This window comes from Rothia sp. HMSC071C12, from assembly GCF_001813895.1.
Taxonomy (GTDB): Bacteria; Actinomycetota; Actinomycetes; order Actinomycetales; family Micrococcaceae; genus Rothia; species Rothia mucilaginosa.
The window spans coordinates 20,986-34,327 of sequence record NZ_KV814371.1 but is presented as its reverse complement, the minus strand read 5'-3'; the positions used below and the strand labels follow the sequence as shown (position 1 = coordinate 34,327).

General features: G+C 53.9%; 7 protein-coding genes. 4 read left to right on the top strand and 3 right to left on the bottom strand.

The annotated features are described in order from the left end of the window. Nucleotides 1–89 precede the first annotated feature (89 nt). The 3 genes from HMPREF2942_RS03500 to HMPREF2942_RS03490 all read left to right on the top strand — a co-directional run bounded on the left by HMPREF2942_RS03500 (nucleotide 90) and on the right by HMPREF2942_RS03490 (nucleotide 6,200). Nucleotides 90–533, top strand: a complete 444-nt coding sequence (locus HMPREF2942_RS03500; RefSeq protein WP_070688403.1) for an ArsR/SmtB family transcription factor — start codon at nucleotides 90–92, stop codon at nucleotides 531–533. A gap of 132 nt (nucleotides 534–665) precedes the next feature. After that, nucleotides 666–2,699: a threonine--tRNA ligase gene (thrS, locus tag HMPREF2942_RS03495; RefSeq protein ID WP_070688402.1), complete on the top strand. Its 2,034-nt coding sequence runs from the start codon at nucleotides 666–668 to the stop codon at nucleotides 2,697–2,699. 1,107 nt (nucleotides 2,700–3,806) lie between these two features. Beyond that, complete coding sequence (locus tag HMPREF2942_RS03490) at nucleotides 3,807–6,200, top strand: AIPR family protein (RefSeq protein ID WP_168165843.1); 2,394 nt, start codon at nucleotides 3,807–3,809, stop codon at nucleotides 6,198–6,200. A gap of 258 nt (nucleotides 6,201–6,458) precedes the next feature. Here the strand turns inward: HMPREF2942_RS03490 and HMPREF2942_RS03485 are convergent, their stop codons facing one another. From HMPREF2942_RS03485 to HMPREF2942_RS09350, 3 genes are all read right to left on the bottom strand, one after another. Beyond that, a complete protein-coding gene (locus HMPREF2942_RS03485; protein ID WP_070688400.1) occupies nucleotides 6,459–9,368 on the bottom strand; it encodes an FAD-binding and (Fe-S)-binding domain-containing protein in 2,910 nt (969 codons plus the stop codon). Between the two features lie 340 nt (nucleotides 9,369–9,708). Further along, nucleotides 9,709–10,704: a restriction endonuclease gene (locus tag HMPREF2942_RS03480; RefSeq protein ID WP_070688399.1), complete on the bottom strand. Its 996-nt coding sequence runs from the start codon at nucleotides 10,702–10,704 to the stop codon at nucleotides 9,709–9,711. 140 nt (nucleotides 10,705–10,844) lie between these two features. Continuing rightward, nucleotides 10,845–11,075 carry a hypothetical protein gene (locus tag HMPREF2942_RS09350; RefSeq protein ID WP_141755591.1) on the bottom strand — a complete coding sequence of 77 codons (231 nt, stop codon included), beginning with the start codon at nucleotides 11,073–11,075 and terminating at the stop codon, nucleotides 10,845–10,847. Nucleotides 11,076–11,188: 113 nt separating this feature from the next. Here HMPREF2942_RS09350 and HMPREF2942_RS03475 point away from each other — a divergent pair, with 113 nt between their 5' ends. Continuing rightward, nucleotides 11,189–12,871, top strand: a complete 1,683-nt coding sequence (locus tag HMPREF2942_RS03475; RefSeq protein ID WP_070688398.1) for a potassium channel family protein — start codon at nucleotides 11,189–11,191, stop codon at nucleotides 12,869–12,871. Nucleotides 12,872–13,342 lie beyond the last annotated feature (471 nt).

Genomic DNA, 13,342 nt, shown 5'->3' with positions numbered 1-13,342 from the left:
TAGGGGAGAGGGGCACGCTCAAGAAAGCACGCCGCGCAGGCGTAACTTCCTTGACGTGCCCCCTTTCCTGTACATAAGGTGAAAATACTATGACTCAGAGCCAGCACACAGACCAGACCGAAACCATCCACGCTCACTACGCCGCCGAGCAGGTAGCGAAGCACGTAGCCGAGCACACCGCGGAGCACGCCCACGAGGCGCCCGCCAACGCGCCCCTCCTCGAAGGCAGTGGCCCCAAAGACTGGGAGGAGCAGTTCGGTGGATCCGTCGCAATTTTCTCGGCGCTCGCTAACCCGCTGCGCCTGGCGATTGCGCACCACCTGATGCACCGCCCGCACAGCGTGAGCGAACTGCACACCTGCCTGGGCATTTCGCAGCCGCTCGCATCGCATCACCTACGCATCCTGCGTGAGGCGCACGTGATTGACCGTGAGCAGCAGGGCCGCACCACCATTTACCGTCTGAAGGACGACCACATTAGCCACATTGTGGTTGACGTGTATGAGCATACGCGTGAGCATCATGCGGACTAGTCCGCCCTCAAGCTGAGCGTTGCCTGGGAGCCGTTGTAAGATGGTGTGTGTCCGTGCACCAGTACAGTGCGGAATAGTATGCGCACCCGCGGCGCCCCCAGTGGCACGCGCGCGCCTGAGTTAAGGAGACTTATGTCTGCCGCTGATTCTTCAGCAATTGTTATTAGCGTTTCTGGTGAGGAGCGCGAGGTTACCGCGAAGACTGCCGCTGAGCTGTTCGCTGACGACCCGAAGATTGTTGTGGCACGCGTGAACGGCGTGCTCGTTGATCTCTCCCACGAGCTGTCTGCTGGCGATTCTGTTGAGCCGGTTTTCATTCACGAGCCGGACGGCCTGAACGTTCTGCGCCACTCCGCTGCGCACGTGATGGCGCAGGCGGTGCAGGAGTACCGCAAGGACGCCAAGCTGGGCATCGGCCCGTACATTACTGACGGCTTCTACTTTGACTTTGATGTGGCTGAGCCGTTCACCCCGGAAGATCTGAAGAAGATCGAGAAGTCGATGATTAAGATCATCAAGTCCGGTCAGCTGTTCCGCCGCCGCGTGGTCACCCACGACGAGGCTGTCGCTGAGATGGCGAACGAGCCGTACAAGCTGGAGCTGCTCTCCCTGAGCCAGGGCCCCGGTTCTGGTGCGGATGCTGCCGAGGGTGCATCCGTGGAGGTCGGCGAGGGTGAAATCACCATTTACGACAACGTGAACGCGAAGACCGGCGAGACCGTCTGGAAGGACCTCTGCCGCGGCCCGCACCTGCCGAACACCAAGCTGATTGCTAACGGTTACGCCCTGATGCGTGCCGGTGGCGCGTACTGGCGCGGTTCTGAGAAGAACCCCATGCTGCAGCGTATTTACGGTACCGCTTGGCCGACTAAGGACGAGCTGGTGGCGTACAAGGAGCGCATCGCTGAGGCGGAGCGCCGTGACCACCGCCGTCTGGGCCGTGAGCTGGACCTGTTCTCCTTCCCGAAGAACATTGGCCCCGGCCTGCCGGTGATTCACCCTAAGGGTGGCGTGATTAAGCGCGAGATGGAAGACTACGTGCGTACCCGCCACATTCAGGAAGGCTTCCAGTACGTCAGCACCCCGCACATTTCGAAGGAAGATCTGTTCTACACTTCCGGTCACCTTCCGTACTATGCGGACGGCATGTTCCCGCCCATGGAGCTGGATAACGGTCATTACCGCCTGAAGGCTATGAACTGCCCGATGCACAACGAGATTTACCGTTCTCGTGGCCGTTCGTACCGTGAGCTGCCGCTGCGTTTCTTCGAGTTCGGTACCGTGTACCGTGACGAGAAGTCCGGCGTGCTGCAGGGCCTGACCCGTGTGCGCATGATCAGCCAGGATGACTCCCACTCGTATGTGACGAAGGAGCAGGCACCGGACGAGGTACGTCACCTGCTGAAGTTCATGCTGAGCCTGCTTGAGGACTTCGGCATGACTGACTTCTACCTTGAGCTGTCCACCCGCGACACTGAGGGTGATAAGAAGGATAAGTTCATCGGTACTGATGAGCAGTGGGAGGCGGCTACCGCGGTTCTGGAGCAGGTTGCGAAGGAGACCGGCCTGGAGCTCGTCCCGGATCCCGGTGGAGCTGCGTTCTACGGCCCGAAGATTTCGGTTCAGGCGAAGGACGCGATTGGCCGTACCTGGCAGATGTCGACCGTGCAGTACGACTTTAACCAGCCGAGCCGTTTCGGTCTGGAGTACCAGGCTGCGGACGGTACCGTGCAGGAGCCGGTCATGATTCACTCGGCGAAGTTCGGTTCGATTGAGCGCTTCTTGGGTGTGCTGACCGAGCACTATGCGGGTGCGTTCCCGGCGTGGCTGTCGCCGGTCCAGGTCATTGGTGTGCCGGTGGCTGAGGCGTTCAACGACTACATGACTGAGATCGCGGATAAGCTGCGTGCGCACGGTGTGCGTGTTGAGGTCGACTACGGTTCGGATCGCTTCACGAAGAAGATTCGTACCGCGTCTACTGAGAAGGTTCCGTTCATTCTGATTGCTGGCGGTGAGGATGCGGAGCACGGCGCTGTTTCGTTCCGTTTCCGCGGCAACAAGCAGGAGAACGGTGTGCCCGTGGATGAGGCTGTGGCACGTATTGTGGAGCATATCCGCAACCGCGTGAACGAAGACCCCAAGCCCAGCACTGAAGCTGCTGAGTAGTAAGGGTTTAGGCTTCTAACCTAGCCATATAGAAACCACCCCCTTTGCGGTGACAAGCTGCGGAGGGGGTGGTTTTTTGTTTGCTTTGAGGAAGCGAGAGTGGGGGAGTGCGGTTGGGTGCAGAAAGTTGTGTCGCGGGCTAGTTTTTAGCTCCAGAGTGCTAGCGTAGTAGTAAGGTGAACGTCCATAGTCATTCAGAAAATGGGTAGCTGGATGGTCCTGAAAATGATGTCTCACTGTTGATTATTGAGGGAGCACGAGCGTATGAAGTCGAATAAGTATGTTCCTGTTGGGATGCTGTTCTTGATTCTGGCAATTATCTTGAATGTAGTGTCAAATGTCAGCGACATGGTGCTTGGAATTCTCTACGGCATCTCGATAGCAGTATTGATTATTGGACTATCTAATAGTCGAAAATAGGTGCTGTAACAGACAAAATCTGACCCGGTGGACTATCACATAAGATAGCCCGCCGGGTCCCTTCTTTATATCGCCGCTATGCGCTCAACCTAATTAGCGGGTGGTGCGTTCCAGTAGCTACAGCACGTTCTGGTAGGTGTGGCCGGTGCGGGCTGACTGCGGTTGACTGTGACCAGCTATGCTGGCGAACTGGCACCGAGCCTATATATAGAAACCCCCCCCCTTGCGACGACAAGCTACGGAGGGGTGGTTTCTTTGTGCACTTTGGGACGGTCGAATGGGGGAGTGCGGTTGGGCGCAGAAAGTTGTGTTGCGGTGGAGTTATTCCTAGTCCGGGTAGGTGTCTTCGTGCTAATGTGAATGATGGTACTTACGTTCGTTGCCGTTCGGAGGTGCCGGTAACTGTACGATTCGGATAAGGACGTCTGAGGGGAGCTCAATCACAATGTGTGTGCATGTTCCGTGAGACGCGTCTGATTACAAATTCGAGGGGGAAATACATAAGGAAATTTTCTGTCTACTAATGATGAAATATGTTGTCGTATTCAAATGAAAATTATATTGGATTAACATGGTGAAATCCGCGTAATTTTTAATTTGAATAAATTTTAACCGTGCAAGGAGGTTGGGCTAATGAATGTCCAAAATCACAAAACTCAAAGCAGTAATGCCACCCTTAGACGATTCATGAATCAATTCTCTGACGATTTTGAATTAGATGAAAGATTGTCAGAGTATGAAAATACCGCTCTGTATACAAAAAAGTTTGAAATATTTACGGCTTTCTTGGCGTTACATAGTTTCTCCCCTCTTGTATTGAGGAAGGTTGATGACCCAGTATCATTGACCATAGGTGGAGGCGATGATATGGGATTAGATTCTGTAATTATCGTTATTAATAATGAATATATTGTAGATAATTCTGAACAGGTACAAGAAGTCCTCGATGGTATATTTGATAATGAAAGAAGTATTAACAGTGTTGATTTTATATTTACGCAGGCAAAAACTTCAGAGAGTTTTGAGGTCAGTGGTATACATAAAATGATTAGTGGTTTCAGGCAATTTATGTTGGGCGATGAACTTTACAGTAGAAATGAGGATCTCCAAGATAGATTTCAGGCTAAAAAGTGCCTAGATAACAAAATAGAAAACATTGAAAAGATTAATGTTTATATGTACTATATGAGTCAGGCTAAAAGCAATATTGATTCAGGTGAAATTAAAAAATTTGAATCAGAAATTTTAAGAACCCGTAATGATGTTATTGGGGATTATGGGTATACCTGTGGAGAGTTTAGGTTTATTCCTTGTGGTGCAATTGGTGTGATAGAAATGTATAAAAAGTATTCTCAATTCCAGCAGAAAGCAAGGTTTAGCGTTAATGATGCACTTCCATTGCCAGCAGTCGAAGGGATTGCAAAGTCCTATATGACCTACACTAGCCTTGATGAATTTTTAAATATTATATTCACTAGCGAGAAAAAAATTAATGTCGAGGACAGGAATAGTAAGTTAAATGAAACAATTTTTGAAGAAAATGTTAGAAGTTTTCAGGGGGAGAAGAATGAGGTTAATTCAAAAATTCTTGATACCCTCAAAAATGGAGACGCGCAAAAATTCTTTATCCTCAATAATGGTATCACCATGATTGCAGAGAAAGTGATTCCAGACAATACAAACACAGAATTCGCGGTTCATGATCCCCAAATTATTAATGGATGTCAGACTAGTAACATGTTGTACAGGTACTATCAGTACCTCCGAGACGAATGTGAATCAAAGGATGCTTTGATAAGTAAGCTAAAGGAAGTTTCTGTCCCTCTTAAAATCATTGAGGTTAGTAATAGTGAGCTGACTTCAAGAATTGTGGAGTCAACTAATAATCAGACAAGCATAAATTCAGAGCAGCTGTATGCTTTGACTTCTGTTGCTAGGGAAGTTCAGGATTTCTTTAATGAGATTCGGGGCGATAATGATAAACAAGATATGTATTATGAGCGACGGAGTAATGAATATGCGTATGATAAGAGTGTAATTAAGTCACGTGTCATAAAGCATGAAAAAATGCTATCTATATATTCAGCGACATATTTATACTTGCCGCATAAAAGTTCAAGATATGTTAAGGTGCTTAAGACCGCAGAAAATCTTGAGCGTGTTTTTAATGAAGAAAATCACCCGATTAATTTCTTCTCCGCAGCGTATGCTTACCGTCAGTATGAGTCTGAAAAGAGGTTTAATAAGAACTTGAGGTGGCATACTCTAATGACACACAATATAATTTTTGGTAAGTACTATACAAGGAATGAGTGTAATCGAAGGAGTTTTAAGCTAGATGATGAGATTAAGAAAATTAAGAGAAATGCTTCGGTTGATAATCTTTTGATTGCAAATAATGTTGTTCTTGAATTTATTCAAAAAAACCCCGAGTACTCCGATATGCCTGTTCGAACTCTAAATAAGAGGGAGGATTTTACAAGGCGTTTAAAGAGTCATGTTGATTCATTGAAAAAAAGCTGGAATCAGGAAAAAGAAGATATATTCCTTAATTATTCCATGGAGGCAGTTGGTATAAATGAAAGCGTATCTCCTGGTCCTGAGACATATGAAATGAATGAGCTTTCTAATCTCCTGAAGCAAAAATGGGGGGAGTCTGTTTCTGGGTTGTTTGACCGGATATTTGATTATGCAGTAAAACAAGAGAATATTCATTTCGGTTGGACAAATTCCGCGAGGGAGAAAAACGAATATAAATTTACTATATATGTTTCAGATAATTCTAAAGCCAACTCTTCCTCCACAAAGGTTGGAGAGATTAAATATAGATTGCGAAGTAAAGATTTCAGGATTGACCTAGGTTTGCAAAATAAGCAGCTTGAAGATAACCCGAATTTCTACGATGATTTCCTGAAAAGAGGGGTGGAAGGTTTTACATGTGACCTCTCTGAGCAGAAGATTGGAGCGAATAAGCATGAGCATGCTCTTGTAATTTTCTCTCATAATTCTTCGGATGAACTGTCGCGATTGATAAGTGATATTATTTCAAAAACCTATATGGTAAAAAATAATGTAATTTAGTTTTGTGTAAATATACCCGGTGGATGTCTTTAAATAAGACATTCACCGGGTTTAGTGATTTAGAGAGACTTCTTGTCAATTTGTCATTTATTAAGATAGATATTGTGTCCAACTTTATTTTTTCTATTTTTACTGCTATATCCAAATTGTGGGGAAGAGCGCTCAGTATAAAGAAAAATGTAAGGACCCGGCGGACTATCACATAAGATAGCCCGCCGGGTCCCTTTGTTTACGCCGTTGCTATGCGCTCAACCGCTTTTAGCGGGTGGTGCGTTCCAGTAGCTGCAGCACGTTCTGGTAGCTGTGGCCGGTCGCCTCCGTCATGCCCTGCTCACAGGTGCGATTTGCCGAAATGTATGCGGCGAACTGCTTCTGCTCGCTCAGCTCCGCAGCTTCCGCCTCCGTAGCGCTCGCAGTCAGCTCCGGGTGCAGCATACCGCGGTCACCCGCGTAACCACAGCAACCCCAGTGCTTCGGTACGTACACGTCGGCACTCATCGCGTTCGCAATCTTCTCAAACGCAGGCTGAGTACCCAGGTGCGTCATGGAGCAGGTCGGGTGCAGAGCGACCGACGGCAGGGGAGCGGACACGGTCAGCTTGTCCAGCATGTTGTCCGCGGCGAACTGCACCGCATCGTACATGCGCAGACGCGAGTAGTCCGGCTCACCCGGCTTCAGGCCGTTCACGATCTTGTGCTCAAGCGCCTTAATAACCTTCTCACGCATCACCTCAAGGCCCTCAGTACAGGACGAAGCGTCACATACGACCGGCAGGCGGCCACCGTCAGTAGCCTCCCACAGGGACTTCAGCACGCGGTCGCTCATGATCGAGTAGCCGTCAGTGAAGCCCTTCGACTTCCACGGGGTGGAGCAGCACATCTCACCAATATTGTCCGGGATGCGGTACTTCACGCCGGTACGCTCGCACAGGCGGATGAACGCCTGGGTTGCGTTGACCGGGTCGTGCTTACCGTCGCCGTCCACGCCGCCGAACATGGAGTTCACGCAGGCGGGGAAGAACACAATCTCAGCGGTTGCGTCCTTGTGCGGCTTACGTGCCGGGCCACCGACCGGCAGGTCCTTCTTGTAGGAAGGAACCATATCGTCGCCCATGACCTTACGGGCAATGTTGGTGGTACCGTGCACCACGGGGAACGGCAGCTTCTTCGCCACAGTCAGGGACTTACCGGCAACCTTATCCATGATGCCCCACTGCTGTGCGGCAATCTTCCAGCCGGTAGCGGCCAGCTTGTCCTGGTTCTCAGAACGCAGGCGGCGAATCAGGTCACCGGTGTTGATGTTCACGGGGCAACGGGTCTGGCACATGCCGTCCACAGCACAGGTCTCAATGCCGTAGTACTCGTACTCCTTACGCAGGCGCTCAGCGAGCTCGTGATCGCCGTTCGCCTCAGCGGCAGCAATCTCACGGCGCAGCACAATACGCTTACGGGGGGTCAAAGTCAGGTTACGGGAGGGGCAGACAGGCTCGCAGTAGCCGCACTCCACGCAACGGTCGACTTCTTCCTCAACGGTTTCAGCGACCTTCAGGTCGGTCACGTAGTCGGTGTCCGGCTCAACCAGCAGAACGCCCGGGTTCATGAAGCCCTTCGGGTCAATCAGGCGCTTAATCTGGCGCATCACGTCGAAGAGTTCCTCACCGAACTGGCGGCTCACGAACGGCGCCATGATGCGGCCGGTACCGTGCTCAGCCTTCAGCGAGCCGTCAGCGGCAAGAATCAGCTGAACCATTTCTTCGGTGAACTCGCGGTAGCGGTCCAGCTGCTTCGGGTCGCGGAACTGCTCGTTCAGCATGAAGTGGATGTTACCGTCCTTCGCGTGGCCGAAGATCACGGAATCCTTGTAGCCGTGCGAATCGAACAGCTTGGTCAGGTCGCTACAGGTGTTACCCAGAACCTCGACGGGCACAACCACGTCTTCGAGCAGTGCGTTGGTGCCGGAACGGCGGTTACCCGCCACGGTGGTGTACAGGCCACGGCGGGCAGCCCACAGTGCGTTACGCTCAGACAGCTTGCTGGTCATCGACACCGGCGACGCCACGGGCAGGCTCTTAAACATGGGTGCCGCAGCGGCAGCCAGGTCGTTCAGCTCCTGCTCGGAGTTGCCCTGGAACTCAACCAGCAGGGCGGCGTGGTCCTTCACGTCAATGGCGGCGAGCGCCTCCGCAGCCTGGCCGGTACGCTGAGCCACGCGGATGCTGGTGGCGTCCATCAGCTCGACGGTGGCCAGCTTGTTGGCAACCAGCTCGGGTACGGAGCGTGCAGCATCAATCAGGTTGTCGAACACGAGCAGGCCGGTGGAAATGTTCTTCAGAATCGGCAGGGTGCGGTAGGTAGCCGAAGCAACAAAACCGAGGGTGCCTTCCGAACCAATCAGCAGGTGCTGCAGAATGTCCACGGGGGTTTCAAAGTCGACCAGGGAGTTCAGGCCGTAACCCATGGTGTTCTTCATGGAGTACTGCTGGCGAATCTTCGCCATGGATTCGGGGTTCTCAAGCACGCGCTTGCGCAGGCGCAGCAGGCCCTCGTGGAGTTCAGGTTCGAGGGAGCGCAGCTTCTGGTCGGCGTCCGGCTCGGCGGTGTCGATGATGGTGCCGCTGGGCAGCACTAACACCATGGAGTCGAGGGTGTTGTACGTGTTGTACTTGGTGCCCGAAGACATGCCGGAGGAGTTGTTCGCGACCACGCCACCGATGGTGCAGGCGGACCAAGATGCCGGGTCGGGGCCGAGCTTGTAGCCGTAGGGTGCCAGGTAGTTGTTGACCATCATGATGGTCGCGCCGGGCTGCACGCGCACCTTCTTGCCGTCTTCAAGGACCTCAATTTTCTTGAAGTGGCGGCGGGTGTCGACCATGAGGCCGTCGCCGCTGGACTGGCCGGAGAGGGAGGTGCCGCCGGAGCGGAAGGTCAGCGGCAGACCGAGGTCGCCGGCTGCGCGGAAGATGTTGGCGACGTCTTCGGCGGAGTCGGGGCGGACCAGGCCGGCGGGCACGAGCAGGTAGTGGGATGCGTCGTGGGAGATTGCCAGGCGCTCGAGTTCGGAGACGCTGGATTCGACGGCTTCTGCGCGCGCATCGGAGAGTAGACGCTTGAGGGTGTCCTCGTAGGGGGACTTGAGTGCTTTGGAAGTGTTTGACACAACGGTGGTCATGATGAATCTCCTTAGTGAGACTGTCTTACCTTTCAGTATGTGCTCTTGAACACCGTCTTTTCCGCTTAGCTATGGCTAAGCTTGGCGACTACTTGTCACCATAAAGGGGGTGGGTTATACACCGTGCTGATGCGGTGGTTTGCCGCGTATTTGCTGGCTTTCCGGGGGAATACGCCCGGGCCTGCGGAGGCGCACCCACCACACTCTGAACGCCGCGGTTGCTCTTAGGCGCGGCTGCCGAGGGTTGTAACATTCCAGCGGCTAACCCAAAAGGCGGCTAACCCAAAAGAAAGCGTGGGGCAGAAAGCTACATGCTTTCCACCCCACGCTTGTGTAACGTTTAGGCTTCGTCGAAGAAGTCCTCATCAAGCTTCATGATGGTGTACGTGCGTGCCACCTGTACGCCAACACCGTACTTAATCATGAGGCGCGCCAGGTGCTCACCATCAATCAGAACGAGGGAAACTCCGCCACCAAGTTCCTCCGCATAGCCGCGTGCGTCAGACGTATAGGAGCTCGACGTGATGAACACTCCCTGCGTTGCCTTGCCATGCAGTGCGCCCACAAAGCTCTGAAGGGCAGGGCGTCCCACCACATTGTCCTTGGCGTAACGCTTAGCCTGGACATAAATCTTTGAAAGACCCAACGCATCCTGGTCAATGATTCCGTCCACGCCGCCGTCATTGGAAGCCGGAGTAACGGTGCCGCGTCCTGCCGGGCCGCCGTAGCCCATCGCCAACAGAACATCCACCACCAGATGCTCAAAAGCAGTCGGAGACATTGCGCGGACGCGTTCCAAAATATCGTGCGTCAGCGCGGACTCAATCTGAGTGATGCTTTCATCAATGAGTTCCTGCGGGGTGCTATCAGACACCTCAGAGGGTGCAGTCGTGACGGCAACAGTCTTGGTAGCGGTCTTCGGGGTTTCCTGCGGGTCCTGCTCGGAACTATCAGACTGGGAACGCTCACGCGTGCTGCGGGCGGAACGAACGATATGCGCGACGACATCATCGGGGATGCCCCCAGGATGAGCCTCAATCAGCTTCAAGCCTTCGTCAGAAATAACCTGCTGACCGCGGCGAGGGGAATCAACCGCACCGAACATCTTGAGATAGGTCAAGCCCCAACTAATGCGGTCCACATAGACGGGACGCTTGCCGTTCGGCAGGTAGGGTAGTAGCTGCTCGTCAGAAAGCGGGTAGCGCTCTGCTACAGCGCTATAAATCTCTTTATTGGTGGGGGAGTTGCCGTCAGATAGGTAAGCAAGAATGCTGGGAATGAATTCGTAGAACTTGGGAAGTTCAACCTCAGTGGTATCAGGCGACTGAGCGGTCATCGGTGTATCTCCATTGATTGATAACGGCTGGTTAATAACGGCGGGTAGTCCGTTCTTAATATACCTCTAATACAAAAGATAATCGTTACCAGAGGTGCCTGTTTTCCCTTGTGCAGGCTTTATTAGCGCCGCAGCTGCTCTTAGGCACGCCCGCCGAGGGTCGTAACATTCCAGCTAGCAGTACTATCAGAAGTCACCACACCACAAAATAGGGGAGAACCCGCCGAAGCACGCACCCCCAAATCCTCCACAAACACGCGGCCACCCGCAGGCACACTACGCTCCTTACGATCCACACCCGCACAATACACCGTCATCTTCGCACCCGAACGGTTCTCCACCGCAACCGAACCGCCGCCCGATTTCGACACAGTATCGTGCACAAAACCGCGGTGTAAAGACCGCCGCCCAAAGGTCACAGCACAAGGTCACAGTGCAACGAAATAGAAACGCAAACGCAACGGCGTGGAGTATCATTCACACTATGGATAAGGCAGAACAGAACCAGACAGACAACACGGTAAAGAACGGCACAGCACCCAATACCTCGGGGAATACCTCGGGCAATATTCCGGGGAACAGCCCGGTGGGTGCGTCTGCGCGCCCTGAAACTGTTGCATCTGAAACTACCGCATCTGAAGCCGCCGCTGAGAATACCACGAAGGCTGGTTATACCCAGTCGGCACCGGCAGAATCCAGTGCCGCCAAAACTAGTGCTGCAGCAAGTAGCCCCGCAGAGGCTACCGCCCCCGGCATGGAGGCAGTACAGGTTGATGCCGTGCAGATTGATAGCGCCCGCCTGGACAGCACCCACTCCGTCTACTCCACCGACCTGGACCCCGACGACTACGAAGAGGTCGTCGAAGAATACGCCACCACCGACGCGCCGGACGGTACGCACCGCGAGGAGCGTCGCATCACCCGCACCACGCATCACCCGCACAGCAAGGGCGACCAGAAAGCGGGCACCCAGGGTAACCCCGATGGTGACGCCGAGATTATTGATGTAGGCGAACCTGAAACGCACACCACGACTATCCGCACGGTCACCCGCACCGTCACGGACCCGCCGCGTCGCGCCCCGCGCACCCGCCTGTTCCGCACGCTCAGCAAGTACCGCGGCGAGAAGAACCTGGCGGCGTGGGAGGAACGCTCCTCCACGCCCATGTTCGTGGCGTCCGTACTGTACCTGCTCGCGTTCGCCGCGCCCATCATGAGCACACGCATTCAGGAGCCGTACGACGCGTACCTCAACATCATTCAGATGATCCTGTGGGGCCTATTCGCCGCCGACTACTGCATTCGCCTGTACTTGGCGCCGCGGCGACTCTACTTCATCACGCATAACCTGATGAACCTGGCGATTGTGCTGCTGCCCGCGTGGCGTATTGTCAGCTTCCTCTCCATGATTTATATGACCGCCAACCGCCAATATAAGAGGCTCTCAGAGCTGGCGGTGAAGCTCTTCGGATACACCGCGATCTTCATCATCATGTTTGCCCTGTCGATCTATTCGGTGGAGTCCTCCGAGCCGGGCGCGATGATTCGTGACCTGCCCACCGCCTACTGGTGGATGTTCACGACCCTCGCCACGGTCGGCTACGGAGACGTTTACCCGGTCACCGGTATCGGCAGGGTCATCGCCGTGATCGTCATGCTGTACGGCGGGGGCTTGGTCGCGGTTGCTACCGGTGCGCTCGCGAGCTGGATTATCGAAAAGTTTGGTGGCAGGGAGGAGCAGGAGTACCCCGCAACCAAGGCTGACGTGGACGATCTTCGCCAGGAGATTTCTGAGTTGCGTGCCCTGCTGGCTCGTGAGTATGCGCGCCGTGAAGCCCACGACTACACGCTGCGTGAGGTCGTGGATGAAGACGGTGTGCACCCGGTTCCTTCGGAAGCGGAGGCGGCACGCCGCGCCGGTTTCAGCGCCGCCGCGGGCTTTACTGCCCCTGGTACTCCTGGCGCTCCGGGTGCTGCTGCGGCAGCTTCTGCGGAGGCTACCCCGAACACCGCGCCCGGCGCCGCGCGGGCTGGTGAACCTGCCGACTCCTCGGCATCTCATGAGGTTGCGGTGCGCGAGCAGGAGCCGGTCGCCCTGCTGGAGGAGACCCGCCAGACGTTCACGATTATTCGTGAGAAGTTCTCGCTACGTTCCCGCAAGCAGTAGTCCGCTCGCAAATACCCTGCGGACAGTAACCGGGCTGTAGCGGCTCGGTTGCGGTAGCGCAGATAGCAGCGCAGATATAACAGTTCAGTTGAGGCTTGGCGCTCAAACCCACACCGCATACTTATTGAAGCGGTGGGTTTGGGTGCCGAGCCCACGCGAAGGCAAGACGAAGGCAAGAAAATTGCCGCCCACGCCACCGTGCGGGATATTTCGCCTTGTCGAGGCAAAATTAGCCCGTGGAGAGTGCAAATTGGGGCTCGTGTGCGCGAAAAACCCCTCAACTTAAGATCTAATGTGACCAAACTATCTTTTAAAAATGGCCGCCACTGGTGAAACTCCTAGCCAGAGCCTATAAACTATCTACCGTGCCGGTTATCGAACGCCCTGTAGCCTCAATGCGCTACGGGGTGTCGTCGTATCCCCACCTCACTCACGGGGAGGCACCACTCAACTCACAAACTCACTCAAACA

Excerpts from the sequence above, each read along its gene's own strand:
- HMPREF2942_RS03490 (WP_168165843.1), top strand. The coding sequence starts at position 3,807 with ATGAATCAATTCTCTGACGATTTTGAATTAGATGAAAGATTGTCAGAG.
- HMPREF2942_RS03480 (WP_070688399.1), bottom strand. The coding sequence starts at position 10,704 with ATGACCGCTCAGTCGCCTGATACCACTGAGGTTGAACTTCCCAAGTTC.
- HMPREF2942_RS03500 (WP_070688403.1), top strand. The coding sequence starts at position 90 with ATGACTCAGAGCCAGCACACAGACCAGACCGAAACCATCCACGCTCAC.
- thrS (WP_070688402.1), top strand. The coding sequence starts at position 666 with ATGTCTGCCGCTGATTCTTCAGCAATTGTTATTAGCGTTTCTGGTGAG.
- HMPREF2942_RS03475 (WP_070688398.1), top strand. The coding sequence starts at position 11,189 with ATGGATAAGGCAGAACAGAACCAGACAGACAACACGGTAAAGAACGGC.
- HMPREF2942_RS03485 (WP_070688400.1), bottom strand. The coding sequence starts at position 9,368 with ATGACCACCGTTGTGTCAAACACTTCCAAAGCACTCAAGTCCCCCTAC.